Source organism: Rhizobium sp. ERR 942 (genome assembly GCF_007828395.1).
Lineage (GTDB): Bacteria > Pseudomonadota > Alphaproteobacteria > Rhizobiales > Rhizobiaceae > Rhizobium > Rhizobium dioscoreae.
This window is the reverse complement of the sequence record NZ_VIUA01000001.1, coordinates 383,096-406,792: the sequence shown is the minus strand read 5'-3', so window position 1 is coordinate 406,792 and position 23,697 is coordinate 383,096. Positions and strand designations below refer to the sequence as shown.

General features: G+C 60.9%; 20 protein-coding genes. 15 read left to right on the top strand and 5 right to left on the bottom strand.

Annotation, left to right across the window (positions count from 1 at the left end; genetic code table 11):
* Positions 1-85 precede the first annotated feature (85 nt).
* The 7 genes from FBZ97_RS01950 (at position 86) to FBZ97_RS01920 (ending at position 7,211) form a co-directional block, all read left to right on the top strand.
* Complete coding sequence (locus FBZ97_RS01950; RefSeq protein ID WP_145316247.1) at positions 86-1,033, top strand: DMT family transporter; 948 nt, start codon at positions 86-88, stop codon at positions 1,031-1,033.
* Positions 1,034-1,114: 81 nt separating this feature from the next.
* On the top strand, positions 1,115-1,837 hold the full coding sequence (locus FBZ97_RS01945; protein ID WP_069611759.1) for a GntR family transcriptional regulator: 723 nt from the start codon (positions 1,115-1,117) through the stop codon (positions 1,835-1,837).
* Positions 1,838-1,939: 102 nt separating this feature from the next.
* Entirely contained in the window at positions 1,940-3,220 is a 1,281-nt protein-coding gene (locus tag FBZ97_RS01940) for a cysteine desulfurase-like protein (protein ID WP_145316245.1), read from the top strand.
* A gap of 167 nt (positions 3,221-3,387) precedes the next feature.
* The gene (locus tag FBZ97_RS01935) at positions 3,388-4,170 is read left to right on the top strand and encodes an aldolase/citrate lyase family protein (protein WP_145316243.1); all 783 of its coding nucleotides are present in this window, start codon (positions 3,388-3,390) and stop codon (positions 4,168-4,170) included.
* A 188-nt stretch (positions 4,171-4,358) separates the two neighbouring features.
* Entirely contained in the window at positions 4,359-5,564 is a 1,206-nt protein-coding gene (locus FBZ97_RS01930) for a pyridoxal phosphate-dependent aminotransferase (RefSeq protein ID WP_246661681.1), read from the top strand.
* A gap of 81 nt (positions 5,565-5,645) precedes the next feature.
* On the top strand, positions 5,646-6,443 hold the full coding sequence (locus FBZ97_RS01925; protein WP_145316241.1) for an ABC transporter substrate-binding protein: 798 nt from the start codon (positions 5,646-5,648) through the stop codon (positions 6,441-6,443).
* A gap of 93 nt (positions 6,444-6,536) precedes the next feature.
* Entirely contained in the window at positions 6,537-7,211 is a 675-nt protein-coding gene (locus FBZ97_RS01920) for an amino acid ABC transporter permease (protein WP_113330292.1), read from the top strand.
* Between the two features lie 9 nt (positions 7,212-7,220).
* On the opposite strand, the gene FBZ97_RS01915 is transcribed toward FBZ97_RS01920, so the two are convergent.
* Both FBZ97_RS01915 and FBZ97_RS01910 read right to left on the bottom strand, forming a co-directional pair.
* Complete coding sequence (locus FBZ97_RS01915) at positions 7,221-7,736, bottom strand: MarR family transcriptional regulator (protein WP_145316239.1); 516 nt, start codon at positions 7,734-7,736, stop codon at positions 7,221-7,223.
* Between the two features lie 97 nt (positions 7,737-7,833).
* Complete coding sequence (locus tag FBZ97_RS01910) at positions 7,834-9,405, bottom strand: NAD(P)/FAD-dependent oxidoreductase (RefSeq protein ID WP_145316236.1); 1,572 nt, start codon at positions 9,403-9,405, stop codon at positions 7,834-7,836.
* Between the two features lie 393 nt (positions 9,406-9,798).
* Here FBZ97_RS01910 and FBZ97_RS01905 point away from each other — a divergent pair, with 393 nt between their 5' ends.
* From FBZ97_RS01905 to FBZ97_RS01895, 3 genes are all read left to right on the top strand, one after another.
* Positions 9,799-10,581 (top strand): cyclase family protein, encoded by a 783-nt coding sequence (locus FBZ97_RS01905; protein ID WP_113330294.1) that lies wholly within the window; start codon positions 9,799-9,801, stop codon positions 10,579-10,581.
* Between the two features lie 71 nt (positions 10,582-10,652).
* Positions 10,653-12,242, top strand: a complete 1,590-nt coding sequence (locus FBZ97_RS01900) for an NAD(P)/FAD-dependent oxidoreductase (protein WP_145316234.1) — start codon at positions 10,653-10,655, stop codon at positions 12,240-12,242.
* Positions 12,243-12,269: 27 nt separating this feature from the next.
* A complete protein-coding gene (locus tag FBZ97_RS01895; protein WP_113231756.1) occupies positions 12,270-12,776 on the top strand; it encodes a MarR family transcriptional regulator in 507 nt (168 codons plus the stop codon).
* A 30-nt stretch (positions 12,777-12,806) separates the two neighbouring features.
* Here FBZ97_RS01895 and FBZ97_RS01890 read toward each other — a convergent pair whose 3' ends face one another.
* The 3 genes from FBZ97_RS01890 to FBZ97_RS01880 all read right to left on the bottom strand — a co-directional run bounded on the left by FBZ97_RS01890 (position 12,807) and on the right by FBZ97_RS01880 (position 17,903).
* Positions 12,807-14,117, bottom strand: a complete 1,311-nt coding sequence (locus tag FBZ97_RS01890; protein ID WP_113420415.1) for an MFS transporter — start codon at positions 14,115-14,117, stop codon at positions 12,807-12,809.
* 63 nt (positions 14,118-14,180) lie between these two features.
* The gene (locus FBZ97_RS01885) at positions 14,181-15,740 is read right to left on the bottom strand and encodes an indolepyruvate oxidoreductase subunit beta family protein (RefSeq protein WP_145316232.1); all 1,560 of its coding nucleotides are present in this window, start codon (positions 15,738-15,740) and stop codon (positions 14,181-14,183) included.
* Positions 15,741-15,749: 9 nt separating this feature from the next.
* A complete protein-coding gene (locus FBZ97_RS01880) occupies positions 15,750-17,903 on the bottom strand; it encodes an indolepyruvate ferredoxin oxidoreductase subunit alpha (RefSeq protein ID WP_145316230.1) in 2,154 nt (717 codons plus the stop codon).
* 378 nt (positions 17,904-18,281) lie between these two features.
* Here FBZ97_RS01880 and FBZ97_RS01875 point away from each other — a divergent pair, with 378 nt between their 5' ends.
* The 5 genes from FBZ97_RS01875 to FBZ97_RS01855 all read left to right on the top strand — a co-directional run bounded on the left by FBZ97_RS01875 (position 18,282) and on the right by FBZ97_RS01855 (position 23,682).
* On the top strand, positions 18,282-19,817 hold the full coding sequence (locus FBZ97_RS01875) for an ABC transporter substrate-binding protein (RefSeq protein ID WP_113351645.1): 1,536 nt from the start codon (positions 18,282-18,284) through the stop codon (positions 19,815-19,817).
* Positions 19,818-20,074: 257 nt separating this feature from the next.
* Positions 20,075-21,082, top strand: a complete 1,008-nt coding sequence (locus FBZ97_RS01870) for an ABC transporter permease (RefSeq protein WP_145316228.1) — start codon at positions 20,075-20,077, stop codon at positions 21,080-21,082.
* Complete coding sequence (locus FBZ97_RS01865; RefSeq protein WP_145316226.1) at positions 21,075-21,968, top strand: ABC transporter permease; 894 nt, start codon at positions 21,075-21,077, stop codon at positions 21,966-21,968. The genes FBZ97_RS01870 and FBZ97_RS01865 overlap by 8 nt, the downstream gene beginning before the upstream one ends.
* Positions 21,965-22,837 (top strand): ABC transporter ATP-binding protein, encoded by an 873-nt coding sequence (locus FBZ97_RS01860; protein ID WP_145316224.1) that lies wholly within the window; start codon positions 21,965-21,967, stop codon positions 22,835-22,837. Before FBZ97_RS01865 ends, FBZ97_RS01860 begins: the two co-directional genes overlap by 4 nt.
* Positions 22,834-23,682 carry an ABC transporter ATP-binding protein gene (locus tag FBZ97_RS01855; protein WP_145316222.1) on the top strand — a complete coding sequence of 283 codons (849 nt, stop codon included), beginning with the start codon at positions 22,834-22,836 and terminating at the stop codon, positions 23,680-23,682. Before FBZ97_RS01860 ends, FBZ97_RS01855 begins: the two co-directional genes overlap by 4 nt.
* The last annotated feature ends 15 nt before the right edge of the window (positions 23,683-23,697 follow it).

Sequence of the window (23,697 nt, the reverse complement as noted above, 5' to 3'; positions counted from 1 at the left end):
CAAGCGGTACAAGACCTTCGGGACGGCGAGCCCTATCCGCCTTCCTTTGTTTCGCCAGAAGCCAGAAGACGCAGAGACTATTCATATGAGCACCGAGCAGAATGCTTCCACATCCATAATAAGCACCGCCGGGCTCGCGCCCCTGCTGACGGTGCTCATCTGGTCCGGCAATACCGTTGTCACCAAGGCATCCGCCGGCGTGATATCTCCAGGTTCCATCTCTTTCTACCGCTGGCTGCTCGCATTCATCGTCCTCCTGCCCTTCGTTGGCCGGGCAGCATGGCGCAACCGCGCGCTGATACGCGAGTACTGGCTGAAGCTTGCCATTCTCGGCGCACTCGGCATGGTGATCTACCAGAGCCTTGCCTACGAGGCCGCCAAGACCACCTCCGCCGTCAACATGGGCGTCATCGTTGCTCTGATGCCGTTGCTGTCGACGTTTTTCGCAAGCCTGCTGGCCGCTGAAAAACTGACTGCGACAAGCCTTTTGGGCGGCAGCATTTCATTGATCGGACTCGTCTATTTGACATCGCAGGGCGATCCGATGCGTCTTGCGAATGGCGGCTTCCATATCGGCGATGGCCTGATGATCGTTGCCGTCCTTTCGAATGCGCTTTATGGCGTGATGCTGAGACGGTGGGCGATGCCGTTTCCGATGTGGCAGCAGCTTTTCTGGCAGATCGGCTTTTCAACCCTGTTGCTGATCCCGATCTTCCTGATGGGCGATATCTCGCCGATCACCACGGCCAACCTGCCGCTGATCCTCTATGCCGCGATCCCGACCTCTCTCCTCGCGCCCCTCTGCTGGATGATCGGCATTCAGAGGCTCGGAGCAGGCCGGACGTCGCTGCTGATCAATCTCCTGCCAATCGTCGTTGCAGTGCTGGCCTGGGCGCTGCTTGGAGAACAACTGTATTCCTATCACGCTATCGGCGGGGCACTCGCCCTCATCGGCGTTGGGCTCGGCTTACACAAGCCTCGGACGAAGAATGGCCCGGCCGATGACGAAGGCTGGGAGACCGAGGAAGCCTGACCGCCGCTCAGAGAACCCTTTCCTTCCGCCCACCCTTCGTTCTACCATGAACGAGTCCCGAAAGACGGAGAGGAAACAAGCGTGCGCATAGCCCTGGAACCGGTGTCCTCCAGAACGACGATCCAGGAGAGCGTCTATCAGCAGCTGCGAAACGCGCTCATGGCAGGTAATTTCGATCCCGGCCAGACGCTGACCATCGCCTCGCTCGCCGAAACCTTCGGCACCAGCAATATGCCGGTGCGCGAAGCCCTGCGCCGGCTGGCGGCCGAAAATGCGCTTGAGATTGCCGCCAACGGCTCGGCCCGCATCCCCATCGTCACGCTTGCCCGCCTGGACGATCTCTGCCGCGCCCGCATCGCCGTGGAAGGGCTCGCCGCCGAGCTCGGCATCCCGAACCTGACCCCGACAGATATCGCCGCACTGGAACGCATCGCCGGCGAGCAGCATGTGATCGGCCTCGGCGCCAACATCTACGACCTGATGGCCAAGAACCAGCAGTTCCACTTCACCATCTACCGCGCCTCTGGCTCTGAGGTACTGCTGCAGCTGATCGAGACCTTATGGCTGCGCTTCGGCCCCTATATGCGCATGCTCTCAGCCTCCGTCGAACCTTTGATGCGCAGCGGCGAGCTTGACCCTGCCGGCGAGCATGTTGCCATCGTCAAGGCGTTGAAGGCGGGAGACTTCGCCGCAGCTCGCGACGGCGTCGTCGCCGATATCAGACGCACGCACGAAATCCTGCAGGATTATTGCCCGGCCACGCAGGACGAGCCGCGCAAAGGCTCCGGCTCCGGCCGCCGCTAAGCTTGCCAGAAGAGATTCAGAAATTTGGTTGAACCTTAAAGTATTTTGTGATCAAATGATCAAAATTGAGGTTCCAATCCCAACATCCAGAGCGAGATCCCCATGAGCTCCGCCGCTTCCGCATCGCAATTCGCCGGTCACAACAGCTTCCCGGTCGACGAGGTTCGTGCCATGTTCCCGGCCATCCGGAAGGCGGGCGATTTCGTCTTTCTCGATAATGCGGGCGGCGCGCAGGTGCCGCAGTCTGTCGTCGATGCTGTTGCCAATCACCTCATCGATTTCAACGTGCAGCGCATGGCGAAATACCAGCACAGCCAGGGTGTCGACCGCAATCTGGAAGAAGCCCGCGAAAGTGTCGCCATGCTGGTCAATGCCTATCGCCCGGAAGAAATCTCCTTCGGCCAGAACGCCACCTCCTTCATCCGGCTTGTGAGCCTCGGCATTGCCAAGCTGCTCGGGGAGCGCAACGAGATCGTCGTCACCGACATGGATCATGATGCCAACATCGCCACCTGGATGGCACTCGAAGCCGATGGCGCCAAGATCGTCTGGTGGCGCATGCGCGAGGACGGCACGCTGCATGTGGAAGATCTGAAGCCGCTGCTGAACGACAAGACCCGCCTCGTCGCCTGTACCGTCACCGCGCATTCCATCGGCACGATCGTCGATGTCGCAGCCGTCTGCAAACTGGCACAAGCTGCCGGCGCCGAAACCTTCCTCGATTGCGTCCATTACGGCCCGCATGGCCTGATCGACGTGCAGGCCTGGGGTTGCGACTATCTCGTCTGCTCCGGCTACAAGAATTTCTCGCCGCATATGGGCTTCCTCTGGGGCCGCTACGACGCGCTGGTCAAGCTTCCCACATTCAAGGAAGACTTCATTCCAGACGTCCCGCCCTATAAGATCGAGGTCGGCACCTTCACCTATGAGAACGTCGCTGGCATGAACGCGGCGGTCAAATATCTCGAAGGCCTTGGCCGTCGTTTCCTGCCGACCGGTGACCATCGCCGCCGCGAGGCGCTCGCCGCCGCCATGGGCGCAATCCGCCAATACGAGCTGATGCTCTCCCGTGAGATGATCGCGGTGCTGAAGCGCCACAGCGCCATCATCTACGGCATATCCGACGAGAACCGCCTGGAGCAGCGCGTTCCCACGATCTGCTTCAATATGCCTGGCATCACGCCACAGGAATTTGCCGACGAAATGGGCAAGCAGCGCATCGGCCTGCGCGATGGTCACATGTTCGCGCCGCGACTGATGAAGCGCCTTGGCCTTTCGATGGAAACGGGTGCCATCCGCGTGTCGCTGGTGCATTATAACAAGGTCGAGGAGATCGCGCGGTTCGACGCGGTCCTGACTGAGATCATAGCGCGGCGCAGGTAAGCCGTGCCTCGGAGCGGTGGCGGCGCCCGAACAACTCCGCCACCGCAATGCCCCGTGCCGCTGCTTGATGGCACGGAAAACTGTTCTGAACGCAGAGCAGATTGCCGTTTCGCAGTTGTAGCTTTCGGTCTATCCCTCGTCGGGAAACCGCTAAAATGAGGATGACGATGAGCGATTTCCGCCGGAACTGTATCGAGCAAAAGCTGCTGATCGGTACGTTTGCGGCCATTCCGCATCCGGTCGCCATCGAAGTCACGGCAGCCTCCGGCGTCGATTTCCTCTGCATCGACTGGGAGCATTCGCAGATCAGCCGCGAACGCATCGAGGATCTGATCCGCGCCGCCGATGTCCATCGCGTTCCCGCCATGGTCCGCGTGCCCGGCCATACGGCTGAGGATATTGCAACCGTCCTGGATGCCGGCGCCGCAGGCGTTCTCGTGCCGCGCGTTTCGACGGCGGAACAGGCGCGCGCCGCCGTCAAGGCCACCCGCTATCCCCCGCTCGGTGCCCGTGGCGTCGGCCCCGGCCGCGCCGCAGCCTATGGCTACCGTATCCCGGATTACCTCGCCAAGGCGAATGATGAATTGCTGCTCGCCATCCAAGTCGAGACGGCCGAGGGGCTTACCAACATCGCCGAGATCGCCGCCGTCGATGGCGTCGATCTCCTCTTCATCGGCCCTGGCGATCTCTCCGTTTCGATCGACGCCATGGGACCAACCGGCAAGGACAGGCTCGATGCGGCGATCAGAACCATCACCGAAACCACTTTGGCCGCCGGCCGCGCAGTCGGCATCTTCCGCCCCTCGCCCGATGATATCGGCGCATGGTTCGAAGCCGGTATCAGCTTCTTCATTCTCGCGAGCGACACGATGTTTCTCGGCGCCAGTCTGGCCGCCGGTGTCGATGCCGCGAAACAGGTCAAGCATGTGAAGGAGACGAAAGAAAGATGATCTCTTTCAGAGTGTTACCACTTCGAGGGGCAATAGAAAATCGAGCAAGAGGCCAGACTTTTTAAGCTTAAAATTTGTCCTTGAAATACGTCGGCTTTTGGATAACCATTCGAAATCGAGGGGTTGCTCAAGTGAAAGCTGCCGCAGCCGTTTGAACCCTTCAATACAGAATTCCCAGGGGAAATTTCTTGTCTCTATCGCAGCATAACCTGCCGAACGCGATGACGGGCCGCGATGCTCTTGAAGGCATTCGCGCCCAGATCCGCGACATGCGCACCGACAATATCGCCGTGCTTGCCAAGCGCGCCCGCGAACTCGGCGGCGTCATTCCGCTCTGGTTCGGCGAAGGCGATATCGTGACGCCGGAGTTCATCCGCGATGCTGCGAAGAAAGCGCTCGACGACGGCGCAACTTTCTACGTTCCGAATATGCGCGGGTTGGCGACGCTGAACGAAGCCTTATCCGACTATCAGACGCATTGGCACGGCCGCCCCATCCCGATCGAACGCACGACGGTCGCCCCCGGCGGCATGCAGGCGCTCTACATGGCGCTTGAACTGCTCGTCGATGTCGGCACCAATGTCGTCTATGTCGCGCCGCAATGGCCGAACATCCATAACGCCATCCATCTGATCGGCGGCGAGCCCCGCGCTGTGTCACTCGATTTCGATACCGATTGGCGCCTCGATCTCGACAGGCTTTTTGCCCGCTGCGATGCCCGCACCCGCGCCATCTTCCTGTCGACGCCCTCCAACCCCACGGGCTGGACAGCGTCGCGCGAGGAAATGCAGGCACTGCTGGATTTCAGCCGCCGCACCGGCATCTGGATCATTTCCGATGAGGTCTATGCCCGCCTCTATTTCGATGGCGACATTGCCCCTTCGATCCTGCAAGTGGCCGAGGATGGCGATCGCGTCATCGCGATCAACAGCTTCTCGAAAGCCTGGGCGATGACCGGCTGGCGCGTCGGCTGGCTGACACACCCGTCTGCGGTTGCCGACCAGCTTGGCGCCATGACGCAATATATCAACAGCGGCACCTCGGCCATGGTCCAGGCAGGCGCCGCCGCCGCCCTGCGCGAAGGCGAGCCGCTGGTTTCAGAAATCCGGGGCCGGATCAAGGCAGGGCTCGACCTCGCCTATGAGAAGCTGCCGAAAATACCCGGCATTATCCTGCCGGAAAAGCCGCGCGGCGGCATGTATGCCTTCTTCGCGCTGCAGGGCGAGCCCGACGCAACGGCACTTTGCGAGCGCATTCTTGAAACGGCCCGCGTCGGCCTGGCGCCTGGATATCACTTCGGCGAGGCATCACGCGCATTCCTGCGCATGTGCACATTCCGCGAAACCGAACAGATGCGTATCGCGCTCGACCGCATGGTCAACGCGATGACATAAGACGGCCGCCAATCGGGCGGACGGGGAATACCGCTGGTGAGAGGAAAAGCCGGCGGCCATAACCAGAGGGAGACCAAGAAAATGCCCATTACTCGTCGCAGTTTGCTGGTCCTTGCGACCGCCGTCGGCCTGGCCGGCGGAAGCCACTTCGCCTATGCCGCCGATGTGCTGAACGTCGGCTCCTATCCCAACAACCCGCCCTTCGAATACAAGACCGCAAATGGCGGCTTCGAAGGCTTCGAGGTCGACATCGTCAACGAAGCGGCCAAGCGCGCCGGTATGACCACGAATATCGCCGACTACGGCTTTCAGGCCCTGTTTGCGGCAACCAGTTCCAAGCGCATCGACGTGGCGATCTCATCCATCACGATTACGCCGGAACGCCTGAAGTCGCAGTCTTTCACCCAGCCCTATTACGACTCCGACATGGGCGTCGCCACGAAGGAAGGCAGCAAAATCAAATCGCTTGCCGATCTCAAGGGCACCGTCGTCGGCGTGCTGTCGGGTTCGACGGGCGAAAAATGGGCCAACGACAACAAGGCCGCTCAGGGCTTTGCCGACGTCAAGGGCTACAATTCGCAGCAGGACATGTTCCTTGATCTCGGCGCAGGCCGCATCGACGCCGTCGTCAGCGATATCCCGGGCATGCAGTATCTCTTCGTCAAGACCAAGGGCTTCGCCATCAAGGATCGCATCAAGACCGGCGAACAATACGGCCTGATGATGACCAAGGATTCGCCGCTCGTCGCCAAGATCAACGATGCGATCACCGCGATGAAGAAGGACGGCACGCTGGATAAGATCCACGAGAAGTGGTTCGGCAGCAAGGCGCCTGCGGGCTCCTCCACCGTGACCGAACTGCCGATCCCCAAAGCGTGATCAAAAGATCATTATTGAAATGAGACTGCGCCGGTCGCGACGACCGGCGTGGATGCAGGAAACCTCGTCTTCGTTTCGCACGCGGGAGTGCCAATGTCTTTCGTCGATACCTTCTTCAATTCCGACGTCATGATCTCGGCCTTCCCGCAGCTGCTACGCGGGCTTTGGATGACCATCGCGCTGGGCGTGGTCAGCATCCTGATTGGGGTAACCGGCGGCCTCGTCGTCAGCCTGGTGCGCCTCTATGCCCCCAAGCCGCTGCAGCTCCTGATGATCGCCTATATCGACATCATGCGCGCCATGCCGATGCTGGTCGTGCTGATCCTGATCTATTACGCGCTACCCTTCGTCGGCATCAGCTTTTCCGCATGGTGGTCGGCAATCCTCGGCTTCTCGATCGTGCTGGCCGCCTACTCGGCCGAAGTCTTCCGCTCAGGAATCGAAAGCGTGCCGCGCGGCCAGTTCGAGGCGGCCGCCGCTCTCGGCATTCCCTTCCTGATCACGCTCTACAAGGTCGTGCTGCCGCAAGCGGTCCGCATCGTCATCCCACCGACGACGAGCAATTGCGTGTCGATGTTCAAGGATACGTCGCTCGCCTCGACCGTGGCTTTGCCGGAACTGCTGAAAGAGGGGCAGAACGCCCAAGGCTTCTACGCCAACCCATCGCCGCTGATCATGGCCGCGCTGATCTACATCATCCTGCTCTGGCCGATGGTCCGCCTCGTCAGCGTGCTTGAAAAGAAGTTCAAGAGCGAACGTGCCAGATAAGGGCCAGCATCAATCGAAATCGACACCCGAAAGATGGTTGCTGACGGATGATTTCACCGCACCGATATCCCGCCACAGCTCGCTAACGATTGCGGGCTCCACATCTGCCATCATGTCGCGCAGCCAGCCTTCATGGGCGGCGGCCATGGCGCTGAATTGGGTCTCGCCCTTCGCCGTGAGCTTGGCGACCGTCACGCGCCGATCGCCATCGGGCGTCACGCGCTGCACGAGGCCATCCGCTTCCAGCCGTTCGACCAGTCCGGTGACATTGCCGTTGGTGACCATGGTGCGCTTCGAAAGCTCCCCGAGCCGCAGACCATCCCGCTCGCGATAAAGCTGCGCCATCAGGTCGAATTGCGGCAAGGTCGCGCCGAACTCGTTGCGCAGGCGGCGGCGGATTTCCTGCGAGATCAGCTTCGTCGTCGAAAGCATGCGCAGCCAGAGCCGCAGCTCCAGTTTTTTGCCTTCCTGCGCTCCCTGAACAATGATCTCCAGGTCAACGGTTGCACTCTCGGACTCTGTCATGACGTCGCCTCGGCCTATCATTCCGCATCATCAATCTAAGCGATCTAGGGGACGATATTTGAAATGTCAAAGGTTTAGCCGTCAAGTCGCATAACTGTCACTTTGCCAGCATTTTCCCCAGCATGAAGCCGGAGCCGGCGCCGGTTCCGGCGCCCGGCCATGTCGAAGCCCCGCACATGTAAAGCGATGCCACGGGCGTCCTGTATCGCGAATAGCCGGCAACGGGGCGGAACAGGAAATTCTGGTCGAGATGATGACTGCCCGAGAGATTGTCGCCGCCGACGAGGTTCGGGTTCTCGCGTTCGAGATCGACGGGCGAAAAGACTGAACGGCCAAGTATCTTGCCATGCAAGCCTGGGGCATAGCGCTCGATGATATCGAGGACACGCTCGGCATAAGCATCCTTGATCTCGTTCCAGCTTGTGCCGGTGATCTCGCCGGCGGCATCGCCGCGGAATTCCGCCGGCAGGACACGCACCTGTATCCAGAGCACATGCTGTCCGGCCGGCGCGCGCGACGGGTCGATGGCCGTCGGCTGCCCGACCACAAGCGCAGGCTCCGCCGGCAGAAGCCCGCCCATCGCCTCGGCATAGACGCGCGACATCATTTCGAGATCCGGCGCGACATGCACATAGGCGAAATTCTGCAGCGCCTGGCCTGCCGTCCAATCCGGAAGGCCAGACAGCGCCAGATGGATCATCATCGTGCCGGGTCCGGCCCGGAAGCGGGACACCTTGCCGTCGAACTCCCGGCGTGACGGGTCCTGGTCCAGAAGCTTACCGAACAGGATCTGCGGATGGACATTGGCGATAACGGCCCGCTTCGCCTCGTAGCGGCGCCCATCGGCTAGCACGACACCCGTCGCCTTTCCGCCTGACGTGACGATCTTGTCGACGCACGTGCCCAGCATCAACTCGCCGCCCTTGCTCGTCAGCACGGCCGCCATCGCCTTGATGATCGTATCGGCTCCGCCTTTGCCGATCACCATGCCGAAGGCCTGATTGGCCATAGATTCGAGATAGGGAAACAGCGCACCGCCGGCGACATCGGGCGCAAAGTCGAGATGCAGACCCCAGGCGGCCATCATCGTCTTGAGCTTGGTATTCTGGAAACGGGCATCGAGAAAATCGCGCGGCGAGGCAAAGAGCATACGCGCAGTGTCATAAATCCAGCCCATTCCCTTTTCGCGCCAAGCCTTCCAGACAACCCTGGCGACGGCCAGGGATGGCATGGGCGAGCCGAGCAGGCCGAAAATATGCGGGGCATCCGCACCGAACGTAGAGAGCATATTGCGCCAGGCTGCAGCATCCTGCGGTGAGATATCGGCGATGGCGCCAGCGGTCTTTTCCAGATCGGTGCTGACGCCGAGATAGGTGTTGTCGCGAAACACGCTAGCGAAACAATCCGCTGCAGGTATGAAGTCCAGCCCTTCGGCCGAAAGCTCGTTCTTATATTGCGCAAAGAAGGCCGAGCCGGCGAACATGGAAAGATTCATGGCACAAAGATCATGCCGGAAGCCGGGCAGCGTCACCTCACGAGTCTTGACGGCACCGCCGGGCTCCGCATTTCCCTCGATAACGGCAACCTTCCAGCCCTTGGCGGCCAAATGCACCGCCGCCGCCAGGCCATTGTGGCCGGCCCCGACTATGATCGCATCGTAGCTCATCATCTGCCCCTTTTTGGTTTGTGATTATTATTATCACATGCATACATTTTGAGTTTTAAGCTTCAAGTACCTGTTGACGCGAGCCACAAGAGGCAAAAGCAACCAATGATAGTGTTTTACCGAATTACCTAGAAGAATTCCGTTTTACTTCAGCAGTTTACAAACTCATGACGGCCGCTGATCTCAGGTCAAAATTGGCTCCGCGAACCCCAGCGGAATGCTTGCAATATCATATATTGTGACATAGGCTCTCCTTATTCCGCCGCCGCGCGGAGCCGGTGCCAGGAGGAAAGGCACCCCACGCCTGGCGATACCAACTTCATGCCTGATCCTGAACAAAAGACCCACAAAAAGGCTCTTTGCATGGATCATGCAACAACAAGGGGAACGCAAAATATGACAGCCACCACACTCGCCAGCCTCGCCTCGGCCCTTCTTTCGGGCTCCGTCAAGGTCGTCGATCTCACCGCACCGCTCGGTCCGGACACTCCGGTGCTCTACCTGCCGCCACAGTTCGGCAAGAACACGCCGAACGTCAAGGTCCATACGATCTCCGAATACAATCAGGACGGCCCCTTCTGGGCCTGGAACTGGCTGGAGCTCGGCGAGCATACCGGCACGCATTTCGACGCGCCCTGTCACTGGATCACCGGCAAGGACCATCCGAACAACACGACGGACACCATTCCGCCGCAGAATTTTGTGGCGCCGGTCAATGTCATCGACCGCTCCAAGGAAGCCGCCGCCAACCCCGATTATTTGCTGACGGTCGACAGCATCAAGGAATGGGAAGCCCAGAACGGTGCGATCGAAGCCGGCAGCTGGGTACTGCTGCGTACCGACTGGTACAAGCGTAACGGCTCAACCGAGACCTTCCTGAATGCCGATGAAAACGGCCCGCATTCCCCCGGCCCGACGGCCGAAGCGATCGAATATCTGCTCACCAAGGGCATTATCGGCTGGGGCCAGGAGACCATCGGCACCGATGCCGGTTCCGCCGGCGGCATGAACCCGCCTTTCCCGGCGCACAACCTCATGCACAAGGCCAATCGCTATGGCCTCGCCAGCCTCTCGAACCTCGACCAGCTTCCGGCTAAGGGCGCTGTTCTCATCGCTGCGCCGTTGAAGTTCGTCAAGGGCACCGGCTCGCCGGTTCGCGCACTGGCATTGATTGCATGATAGGCTGGAGAGGCAGGAGCCTGGGGCAGGCTCCTCCTTTCTGTTCATCTTGCCAGTGAGGGGCGGCAGCAATGGGCGATCATGACTACATCATCGTCGGCAGCGGCATAAATGCGCTCGTCGCAGCCGCCATGCTCGGCAAAAAGGGCCACAAGGTTCTTGTCCTTGAGCGCAACGACCGCATCGGCGGTTGCCTGCGCACCGAGGAGGTCACCGAGCCCGGCTTCATCCACGACGTCATGGCAACGACCATGGTGCTGTTCCTCACCTCACCGGCCTATGGCGCCATCGGTAAGGATCTCGAGGCACGAGGCCTGGAATTCGCCCATGCCGACCTCCCCACGGGCGTGCTCAGGCCTGATGGTTCGCATGTGATCTTTTCGAAGGACCGGCGGCGCAATATCGCCACCTTCGATGAACTGTCGCTCGGCGATGGGCAAACCTTCGCGCGCGAAATGGATGCGCTGGCCGCAGATGCGCCATTCCTGTTTTCGCTGCTCGGCGGTGCATTGTGGTCGGGATCGATGCTCAAGACCATCGGCAAGCAGGGCTGGAACCGCGGCCTGCGCAAGCTCGCTGCCTGGTTTGGCGATGCTTTGACGCCGGCACGCGGCTATCTCGAAACCAGCTACAGGTCCGAGGATATCCATGCGCTCTGGGCGCCGTGGGTGCTTCATTGCGGCCTTGGGCCCGAAAGCGCCTATTCCGCCGAAATGCTGAAGGTGATCGGCTTCGCATTGGAATTGGGCGGCGCGCCGATCGTCAAGGGTGGCGCCGAAAAACTGCTGACCGCCTTCGAACGGTTGATCACCGACAATGGCGGCGAGATTCGCGTGAGTGCCGATGTCGAGGCCATCATTCCGGACGCCAATCGCAGTGCCGATGGCATACGTCTTGCGAATGGCGAAACCTTGAGATCAAAGGCCGGCGTGATCTGCTCGGTCACACCCAATCAGCTTTACGAGCGGCTGATGAAGGATTGGCCAGATCCGCTGCCGCCGGAGATCAAATCAGGCGTTGCCAGCTACCGCTACGGCAAGGGCGATATGCAGATCCACTATGCGCTTTCCGAGCCGCCGCGCTGGAAGGCCAATGCCGAACTCGGCAAGGTGGCACTGCTGCACCTCACCCCCGGCCTCGACGGCGTCTCGCGCGCCGCCAACGAATGTGAGCGCGGGCTTCTGCCGGCCGAACCTACGGTCTGCGTCGGGCAGCCTGTCGCGCTCGATCCCAGCCGCGCACCGGAAGGAAAGTCGATCCTCTGGCTGCAGCTTCCCGAAGCGCCGCGCCACATCAAGGGAGATGCCGCCGGCGAGATCGAAACACCAGGGGACGGCCGCTGGACGGAAGAGGTGCGCGAGCGCTATGCCGACCGTATTGAGGCGCTTCTATCCAGCCATATCGAGAACTTCTCCGGCATAAAACTCGCGCGCCGCGCCTATTCTCCTGGCGATCTGGAGGCGATGAACATGAACCTTGTCGGCGGCGATCCCTACGGCGGCTATTGCGGCATCGACCAGCTTTTCATCTGGCGTCCTTTCAAGTCATCTGTTAACCACCGCACCCACATATCGGGCCTCTACCACATCGGCGCTTCGGCGCATCCCGGTGCGGGCCTTGGTGGGGGCTCCGGCTTCCTGCTCGCATCATCGCTGAAGTAACACGTTTCCGGAGGAGGAGTTTCGTCGATGGAGGAACGGTTTTCAGGCACCATTTTGAGGCGCAAGCGGGATGAGAACGCGAAGCGCCCGACCATGGGCGAAATCGGCCTCAATCACTTCGCGCCTTATCTCATGAACCGGCTGATGGCGCGCTGGAACGCCAATCTTTCGGAAGAGCTGCGTGAATACGATATGACGACCGCCAAGATGCGCGCGCTTGCCGTCCTCAGCGTCTCGTCCAGCGTCACCATCAACGAGCTCTCCGTCTTTGCGGTGACCGAACAATCGACGATGAGCCGCACTTTGGATTCCCTCGAGCAGCAGGGCTACATCCGCCGCCAGCCGCGCGCCGAAGACATGCGCATCCGCGATGTCTCCATCACCGAGGAGGGCCGCGCCGCCTTCGAGAAGGTGTGGCCGACCATGTACGACCTCTTCCTGCAGATGTTCGACGGCGTCGATGAAGCAGAATACCGCACCTTCATCTCGACCCTGCATAAGGTGCTGCACAATATCAGGAAGCACGAGATCTGAGCAGCCGGATAGATTCCGCTCCAGTTCGGATCACCGCCTGTTCGGTATCAGCGCCGTTGCCAATGCCGCGATGGCGGCAACAATGGCGAAAATATAGAAATTCCATTCCGGGCCGACATTCAGGCTGGCGATGTATCCACCCATCAAGGGGCCGGAAAGCGCGCCGATGCGCGAAAAGCTCAGCGCCCAGCCGGTGCCGGCTGCCCGCACGAAAGGCTGCAGATAAGCGGCAAGATAGCCGGTGAGGATCAGCGATGCCGAAACCGTGCCGAAACCGGCAATGGCGACGACCGTGTAGTTCAGCCAGATGGATCCCTTGAAAGCGAGAAGCGCTATACCGACGGCACCAAGCAGATAGGATAGCGTCACGGTCAACCGCACGCCAAAACGATCCGCCCATTGGCCAAGCACGATGCCGCCGATCGCGGAGGTGAAGCTGAAGACGGCGAGGAAGAGCAGGCTGTCGCCGAGATCATAACCACTCTTGCGCATGATCTGCGGCAGCCACTGGGCCAGCCCGTAGACGAGGAGCAACCCCATGAACAGTGCGATCCAGAAGCAGGCGGTGGCGAAGGCGTTTCTCGGCGAAAAGATCTCGCCCAACACTGCGCGCCAGCCGAGGCCGGTTTCCCTGGGCGCGCTTCCCGCAGGGACGGGAACGCCAAGCCGGGCAGCAAGCCGCCTCGCATTCTCGCCTCGCCCCTTCGCAACGAGGAAATCAAGCGACTCGGGCAGCAACCATGCCATAATAGGCACGAACAATACCGGGAGCGCGCCGATAAGAACGACCGGCCGCCATCCATAATCCGGCAATAACCATCTACCGACGAGCGCGGCGGCAAACAGGCCCAGCGAATAGCCGGAATACATGATGCCGTAATTGAGATTCTTCTTCGCGGTCGGCGAATATTCGATGGTCAGCGCCGCCGCCAACGGAATGATGCCGCCGAGGCCAAGACCGGCGGCAAAACGGCTGACACCGAACCATGTCGGCGTCGGTGACCATGCGGTGACAGCCGTGCAGACGGCGAATAGCGAAAGGCAGGCGAGAAACATCGGCTTGCGGCCGTAGAGATCGCTGAGCGTACCGACGACAATGCCACCGACAAGCATGCCGAAGACGGTGTAGCTGCCCATAGCCCCGAGCTGGAGCGGCGTGAGGTGCCAAACATTGTCGGTGGACAGCGCCGGCAGAATGGCGCCGAGAACGCCGACATCGTAGCCCTCCGCAAAGATCGCCAGCCAGCAAATGAGCACGACGACGAGGCTTCTGGCATGCGAGATCTCACCGCCGCGAGGACTTGAAAGGTCCTTCGCAGCGCCATTTCGAAGAGTGTCCATGCGACTGTTCCCTTTTGGAATTGTCGGTCTTGGCCGATATTATTTGCGTCCGGCGTGGTCGTGTCAGAGCGTCCCGACCGTTTTGAGCGCTCCGTCGAGCGCCGTACCCTTTTCGTCCAGAAGTGCAGCCTGCCGCAGCCGTCGCATCCACGCGGCTCCATCCTCGCGCTCGCGCAGGAGCGGCAGCGCCGACATGACGCGATCGAACTTGGAAAGACCGCGTGCATGCGTATCGGAATAGCCTTTGACGAGGCGGCGATTGCCGAGCACCTCGACGGCAAGATCGTAATTCGCAGCCAGCAGATTGGATGCGGCTGCCAGCCAGGCCTCGCGATGCTCCACCTCGCGCGCATGCCGCAGCGTGCCGCGACGGAAGCGCCGCAGCGCCGAGACCAAGTAGAGGCCGAGGAACCAAAACAGCGTAGCGGTCTGAACCCGGCGTCCCTTGTTGATGAAGCGGTCGAACCGGGCAAACAGGCGCGGCCGGCTTTCAATCCAGAGTCCCATACCCTTCGGCATCGTGCCGCAGACCTCATCCATGCGCGGATGCATGTATTCGGTCATGTAGACGATCTGGTCGTCCTTGGCGCCGACTTCCTTGCGCACGCGCTCGAAGCGCGAGCCACGCACCTTCAGATCGGCAACGCGTATGACGTCGTCATAAGCCATGGCAACGGCCACATATTTCGCCGCCTGTACGGTGAAGGCGAAGTCCTTGGTCGCGCCGCCGGCCTTGCGATCCAGCGCTTGGAGTGCCGCGACGCGGCTCAGATACTCATCGGCATAGGCCGGATCCTGATAATCGGTCAGCTTCTTGACCCCGGCAAAGAGCAGCGGCCAGGCAACTTCGGGAAATTCGGCGCGGATGCGATTGACGAGGCGATCTAGGGCCGGATGACCGGCGGTTTCAGGCAGTGCATCGAAATGCTTCGGCGGCGTTGCGGAAACCGCATCGCGCGGCTTCTCCTTGACCCGGTCGAAGGCGGCATTGAACGCCTTGAGGCTGGACTCGATACCCTTGCCGCCGGCGCGGATCATCGCCTCGAAAGCCTGCTTGCCGAACGGCAATGCACCGGAGCCGGCCAATGCGCCGAACATGGAAGCGGAAATCACGCTGCCGTTCCTGACAGCCATCGTTTCCATATCGAAGGCGATGGTGCGCTTGGCGGCGAAATCCGTGGCATCGACCACCACCTCGGCATTGCCGATGCCATCGCCCGGCTTTTCCTTTTCGGCAACCGCAAAGGAGCGATGCGTCGAGGCGATCAGTAGCGTCTTGTCCGGCGTGACTAAGCCGCGCAGCACGGAGCGGCCGGCTTCCATCAACTCGGCCGCCATGACGACATCGACATCGCCCGGCGTCGGCATCAGAGAGAAGATCGGCGCGTGGCCATCCTTCGCCGGCAGCATTTCAATATAATAGATCGTCGCGCCCGTACGCTGGGCAACGCCGGGCACAGAGGTCGTCTGCGCCATCCAGCCTTCGGCTTCGGCAAGGCCGACGATCCAGTCGGCCAGGACGCCGCCGCCCTGCCCGCCCATGGCGAGAATGGCGAGCGACAGCGGCTTATCCGTAGAAAGCCTGGCAGCGCCGAGATCATTCATGCTCACATGTTCGTTCATCTCGCCCTCTCAATCTGAAAAGACGATGCGGCCAGCGCGGCGACGCGCCTGCAGCCAGCCGATGATGCTGGAACGCATGCGGGCGACGAACCGATCCCAACCCGTCGGGTTGTGAATGATGTCGGCCCGGTAGAAGGAGGGACAGAGCACCGCCGCCTCCGAGACCTCGCCGCAATTGCCGCATCCCACGCAATTATTGTCGATCGCCGCCACCGGATCGTCCTTCAGCGGATCATCGGTATGCTTGACCGACAGCGAAGGACAGCCGGAAAGGCGGATGCAGGCGTGATCGCCGGTGCAGACATCCTCGTCCACGCCGAAGCGTTCCTTGACCATGCGCTTGCCGTCCTTGACAGCCTTCGCGAATTGCGGCTTCACGCGGCGCTGCTTGTTGAGCATGCATTCCGAGGAGGCAACGATGATCTTCGGTCCCGGCTCCTTCGAGGTCAGAGCCTCGCGCAGCGTATCGCGCATCTTCGCGACATCATAGGTCCGATCGATCTGACGCACCCAGGTCGCGCCGATGCCCTTGACGGCATTGACGATGGAATTGTTGGTCTTGCGGCGCGGATTGAGAGCGCGCGAAGAGGGTATGTCCTGCCCGCCGGTCGCCGCCGAGTAATAGTTGTCTACGACGAGGATGACGCCATCCTGCTTGTTGAAGACGGCATTGCCGACCGAGGTCGCAAGCCCGTTGTGCCAGAAGCCACCATCGCCCATGACGGAGATCACGCGCTTGTCGGCTTCGACATTGAAGGCTGAGGCCGCGGCCGGTCCCAGCCCGTAACCCATGGTCGTGCTGCCGATATTGAAGGGCGGCAGGATCGAGAAGAGGTGGCAGCCGATGTCGCCGGAGATATGATGCTGGCCGAGTTCGCCCTCGACTATCTTCATGGCAGCGAAGATCGGCCGCTCCGGACAGCCGATGCAGAAACCGGGCGGCCGCGGCGGCACGACTTCGGCTAGCGCCTTGATCTTCGGGTCGTTAAGAACAGGCGTCGGATCCGGCAGTGGCGGCTGGTTGCCGAGCAGCACACGCTGGTGAACTTCCAGAAAGTTCTTGATGCCCTTCATCAGCACCGGCGCGGTATATTCGCCGCCCATCGGCAGCACGTCCTTGCCAGCGACCTTGGTCTGGATATCGCGGCGGCGCAGGATGGTATTTAGGGATTGCTCGATATATTCGGGCGCCCCCTCCTCCACCATCAGCACCGCCTTCTTGCTGGCGCAGAACTCAGCGATCTGGTCATCCACAAGCGGATAGGCGACATTCAAGACATAAAGCGGCACGGCGGAGTTGCCGTAGACATCGGCAAGGCCGAGCTGCTGCAGCGCGCGCAGCACGCCATTATACATGCCGCCAAGCAGGATGATGCCGACATCGCCCTCCGAGGGGCCGAAATACTCGTTGAGCTGGCGTTTCTTGATGAAGTCAACGGCAGCCGGCCAGCGCTTCTCCAGTTTTTCCTTCTCATGCAGGAAGGAGGCCGGCGGCAGGACGATACGGTTGACGTCGCGAACCGGATTTTCCAGCGCCTGCTTCAGCGTATAGGCCGGCCGCTTGTTGTCCTTGGCGACGAACTGGCCATGGACATGACAGCTACGGATCCCGACCTGCAGCATGACGGGCGTGTTCGACACTTCCGAAAGCTCGAAGCCCTCTTCCACCGCCTGCACGATCGACGGCAGGTTAGGGCGCGGATTGAGCAGCCACATCTGCGATTTCATTGCATAGGCATGGCTGCGCTCCTGCATGATCGAGGAACCCTCGCCATAATCCTCGCCGATAATGATGAGCGCGCCGCCAGTCACCCCGCCCGAAGACAGGTTGGAAAGCGCATCGGAGGCGACATTGGTGCCCGCCGTTGATTTCCAGGTGACGGCGCCGCGCACCGGATACATGACGGAGGCGGAGAGCATGGCGGCGGCGGCGGCCTCCGAGGCCGAGGTCTCAAAATGGACGCCCAGATCCTGCATCACATCCTTGGCGTCAGCCAGCACGTCCATGAGATGGGAGATCGGCGAGCCCTGATAGCCGCCCACATAGGAAACACCGGACTGCAAAAGTGCCTTGGTGATCGCGAGAATACCCTCGCCGCGGAAGATGTCGCCTTCCCCGAGCTTCAGATCCTCGACCTCGCGCGCAAACGATCGCTCGGCCATGACGTTACCCCTTTGCCCTTGTGGGCTTGTTCTAAATCATTTGCAAAATCATATTTTGAACTTCCTTGAACTGTCAACGAACAATTATGCGATATCGCCGCATCATTTTGCAATATCGGCTGGGCAGCAATATGCTGACGCCAGCCGTTATTGTTGACTCGGATATCTCCGTTGCACTCAAATATATGCGTATGCATAAAATTTATGCGAACATGTGAAGCCGAGTAAGAATTGCGGACCGGGATTTTACGGAAGCACCAGAGAAAGCGCTTGCCGCTCCAAAATATGTATTTTAAGATTAAAGCATTCCGACAATAAATCGCCAGCGGCAGTTGGGCGTCATGCTTTTCTGTCGCTTAACAGGGGAACGGAGTGACCATGACAACGCTTACTCGGCGCGAGGCCCTGAGCCTCGGCGCAGCCGCATTCATGACTGGGATTTTAGCCGGCAGAACGCCTGTGGAAGCAGCGGAAGCCGGCACACTGACCATCGCTTTCAACGTCAATTTGCCCTCTTTCGATCCGACGACAGGCCCGTCGGCCGTTAATCCGACGATCCAGGCGATCTATCGCTCGATCTTCGACCAGTATATCGGCCAGGGACCGGACCTGAAGTTCCAGCCGGGCCTTTTGACGGCCTGGGGCTGGAACGATGACAAGACAAAAGTCTGGATGGACGTTCGCGAAGGTGTGACCTGGCACGACGGCTCCAAGTTTACACCGGATGACGTCGTCTGGTCGCTGGAGCGCGCCGCCAAGCAGGACACCGGCAACCCGATCCAGTTCATCTGGTCGACCGCCAACAATTACAAAGTGGAAGGCAACCGCATCACCGGCGATGTCGTCCGTTTCGAGCCGACCTATTTCAAATGGATGGCCTTTCTCACCGGCTATGTCTTGCCCAAGGACTATTACACCAAGGTGGGCGCGCAGGGCTTCGAAAAGAAGCCGATCGGCACAGGCCCCTATATGGTCGATGCCTATGAGGGCAATTCCTATCTGCGCCTGAAGGCGAACCCCAACTATTTCGGCGGCAAGCCCGCCTTCGATACCGTCATCTTCAAGTTCGTGCCGGACACGACGAGCCGTGTCGCCGAAATCGAATCCGGTTCGTCCGACGTGACGCTGGAAATCCCCTATGAGGATTTCGACCGGCTGAAGAAGAAATCCGGTCTTGCGGGCGTCGCCACCCCAATCTCCGATATCGGCATGATCTTCATCAGCAATGTCGATCCGATGCTCGACAAGAATGTCCGCCTTGCCGCCAATATGGCGATCGACAAGGAAGCGATCATCAAGCGGCTGCTGCGCGGCTACGGCAAGCCGCTATCGACACTGGAAGCGCCGGAATACGAAGCCTACGACGCCTCGGTCAAAATCCCTTATGATCCGGAACAGGCCAAGAAGCTTCTCGCCGCCAGCGGCTATTCGCCGGAAAAGCCGGTGAAATTCACCATCAAGACGACCCGCGGCTTCAAGCCGAAGGATTACGAGATGATCCAGGCGATCGTCGGCATGTGGCGCAAGGTCGGTATCGAGGCTGAGATCGAAGTTTACGAAATCGCCAAGCATTATGAGCTGCGCGCCGCTCACCAGCTCGGCCCAGCCGCCTTCTACAACTGGGGCAACGCCATCGGCGATCCCACCACCTCGACCGGCTTCGCCATGTTCGGCCCCTCGCCGCACTCAGCCTGGAAAACCAAGGATGTCGACGACATGCTGGGGCCGCTCTGGGTGGAAAAGGACGAGTCCAAGCGCATCGCCGGCTGGAAAGCGGCGATCAAATATATCGCCGAGCAGGGCTACGTGATCCCGTTGCTGCAATATGCCCAGCCGATCATCTATAAATCGAGCCTGAAGGTTACGCCAAACGTTTCCGGCGCCCTGCAGCCGACGCTGGTGTCGAAGGCTTGATGCGTCAAGCTTTGATCGTGCAGCCTTGCCCCTCACCCTAGCCCTCTCCCGGTCCTGAGCTTGTCGAAGGGGCGGGGAGAGGGAACGACCTTTGTATCCTCGCCGGAACAAGTCGTTAGGGGTAGGCTGCAGGTGCCTCTTTCCCCTTCTCCCCGTCAATACGGGGAGAAGGGGCCTGCCCTTCGACAGGCACAGGAGGGCGGATGAGGGGCTTAGGACTCTTCAGCGCCATAGCCGTGGATCGGAACTCATAACGCATGATAGCAGTCTCCATTCTCAACCGGCTGATCATGGCTGCGATCACCCTCCTCGGAGTGGCGGTGATCGTCTTCGTCCTGCTGCGCGTCGTGCCGGGCGATCCGATCGCGATGATGATCTCGCCGGGCGCAAGCCCTGCCGACATCGCCGCGCTGCGCGCCCATTACGGGCTCGATGCGAGCCTGACTACGCAATTCTGGCTCTGGCTGAAATCGGTCCTGATAGGCGATTTCGGGACATCGATCTCCCTGAAGCGCGATGTGCTCTCCCTGCTCGGCGAGCGCCTTCCCGCAACGCTGGAGCTTGCCTTTGCCGCGCTCGTCCTGGCGGTTCTTCTCGGCGGCGCGGTTGCCATTGTCGGCACGCTCGCCCGCCGCACGATTTTCGAACCCGTGATCGACAGCCTGAACGGCCTTTTGCTGGCTGTTCCGGATTTTGTCTGGGCGCTGGCGCTGGTCCTTGTCCTCGGCGTTCTTTTTCCGCTTTTCCCGCTCTCCGGACGCATCGATCCGGGCATCGACGCGCAATTCGCAACGCCCTTCTATCTCATCGAAAGCCTCGTAACGTTTCGGTTTGCGATCTTCGCCGATATCTGCGCCCATATGGTCATGCCGGTCCTGGCGCTCGGCCTGCCGCTCGCCGCCATCATCGCCCGCGTGTTGAAGGCCGCTCTCTCCGAGGCCATGGTGCAGGACTATATTCTGCTTGCCAAACTTAAGGGCATGTCCGAGCTGCGGCTGGTGCTGCAGGAGGCGCTGCGCAATGCCGTCGGCCCGACGATCGCGCTGACCGGCGTGCAATTCACCTTCCTGATCGGCGGTACCGTCATCGTCGAGCGCATCTTCGCCTATCCCGGCATCGGCAACATGGCGATCGATGCCGTCATCAACCGCGACCTGCCGCTGATCCAGGGGCTGGTGCTGGTCTTCGGCGCCCTCTTCATTCTCGTCAATCTGGCGGTCGATCTGCTGGTCGCGGCCTTCAATCCGAGGCTCGCTCATGGCTGACGTTACCTCGCCCGCGATGCCGCAATCACCCTTCAGAATGGCGAAACGTTTGCGCGCGCTGCTCGCCGAGCCAAAGGTGATCTTTGGCGGCGGCTTCATCCTCATCCTCCTCATCCTCGCGATTTTTGCTCCCTATATCGCACCGAAGGACCCGTTGGAGCAGGATCTGATGTCCGGCACCTTACCGCCGGCATGGATCGAGGGTTCCGATCCGGGCTTCCTATTCGGCACCGACGATCTCGGCCGCGACGTGCTGTCGCGCGCCATCTTCGGCACACGCATCGCTCTCACGGTCGCCTTCGTCGCGGCCGGGCTTGCGGCCCTGATCGGCACGCTGCTCGGCCTTCTCGCCGGCTGGTATGGCGGCTGGATCGACAAGGCGATCTCCCGCCTCGTCGATATCTGGATGGCCTTCCCGCCGGTGCTGCTGTCGATTCTGCTGGTTGCGGTCTTCGGTTCCGGCGTGCACTCGGTCATCGCGGCCATCGTCATCATCGACTGGACGCGCTTCTGCCGTGTCGTGCGCTCGGAAACGCAGGCGCAGGCGCGGATGGATTATGTGACCGCCGCCCACACGATCGGCTTTTCGCGGGCCAGAATCCTCTTCAGCGAAATCCTGCCCAATGTGACGCCGGTGCTGATCGCCCTCGTCAGCCTGGAAATGGGCATTGCCGTCATCGTCGAAGCTATCCTGTCCTTCGTCGGCCTGTCGGTCGCCTCCGATACGCCGACCTGGGGCGGCATGATCGCCGAGGGGCGGCAGATGATCTATCAGGGCTGGTGGGTACTGGTCGTACCGCTGATCGCGCTCTTCGCAACGGTGCTTGCCTTCAATCAACTCGGCGACGGTCTGCGCCGCGCCCTCGATCCGGTGATGCGCCGATGACATCTCCACTTCTCTCCATGACGGGCCTCAGCGCCATATCCGACCGCGACGGCAGCGCACTGATCCTGCGTGATGTTTCCCTGACGCTCACGCGCGGCGAAGTGCGCGGTCTTGTGGGCGAAAGCGGCGCCGGAAAATCCACCATCGCCAAGGCCCTGCTCGGCATACTGCCGCGCAGCGTCCGCATCACAAACGGCTCGATATTGTTCGAGAACCGCGACCTGCTCACGCTCTCCGCCAGGGAATTGCGAGACATCATGGGCAGCGAAATCTCGCTGATCCCGCAGGACCCGCAAACCGCCCTCAATCCCGGCCGGCGCATCGAGGCGCAACTGACCGACGGCCTGCGGTTGAAGCGGGGCCTATCATCGGGCGACGCCCGACTGCGGGCACTAAAGCTGTTGGAGGAAGTGCATATCCGCGATCCCGAGCGTGTACTGCGCGCCTATCCCCACGAATTGTCCGGAGGGATGCGGCAGCGCATCCTGATCGCCGCCGCCTTCGCGCTGGAGCCGAAACTGGTGGTCGCCGACGAGCCGACCACCGCGCTCGACGTCACCGTGCAGAAGCAGATCCTGCGGCTGATCCGCGGCCTGCAGGAAGCGCATGGCACTGCCGTCATCTTCGTCACCCACGATCTCGGCGTCGTCGCCCAGATCTGCGACAGCGTGACGCTGCTCTACGCAGGCAAGGTGATCGAAGACGGACGCACGAGCGACGTGCTGACGCATCCCAAGCATATCTACACGAAATCATTGCTATCGGCCGGGCCGCGCTACGACCGGCCGGATGCCGGGCTGACGCCGGTGCCGCAAGCCGTTTTCGAACAATTGCGCCGCGAGATCGGCATTCCGGAGGGAAGTCGATGAGCGTTTCCGAGCATCTGCTGTCGGCCAAAGGTATCGAGGTCACCTATGGTGCCAAGAAACATCTTTTCGGACCGCCAGGCCTTGGCATCAAGGTGCTGCACGGCGTCGATGTCGATATCCGCCGTGGCGAAACCGTCGGCATCGTCGGCGAAAGCGGTTCGGGCAAAACAACGCTCGGCCGCGCTCTGCTGCGGCTGGTCGATGTGACGGCAGGCAGCATTCATTTCGATGGCCGAGACATCGCGCATCTGCCCGATTCAGAGATGCGGCCGCTACGCCGCCGCATGCAGATGATCTTTCAAGATCCGATGGCCTCGCTCAATCCGCGCCACACGATCCGCCGCATCCTCGTCGAGCCGTTACTGCTACATCGGCTGGCTTCGGACCGGAAAGAAGCTGAGCGGCAGGTTGCCGCAATTCTCGAACGCGTGACGCTGCCTCAGGCATGCCTCGACCGCAATCCGCATGAACTCTCTGGTGGCCAGCGCCAGCGCATCGGCATCGCGCGTGCCGCTCTGCTGAAGCCGGATTTCGTACTCGCCGACGAGATCGTCTCCGGCCTCGACGTGTCGACCCAGGCCCAGGTTCTGAATCTACTGAAGGAGCTTTCGCGCGATCTCGGCCTCTCGATGGCGTTCATCAGCCACGATCTCTCCGTCATCCGCGCCGTCTGCGACCGCGTCTATGTCCTGCGCCATGGCCGTGTCGAGGAGGAAGGCGATTGCGAGCGCGTCTTCACGGCGCCGGCTTCCGCCTATACGCGAATGCTGCTCGACGCCATTCCCCTGCCGGAAATCGATCCGCATTGGCTCGGTCGCGAGACGGGCCAGGAAAACGCTGCCTGATAAGCACTCGGACGT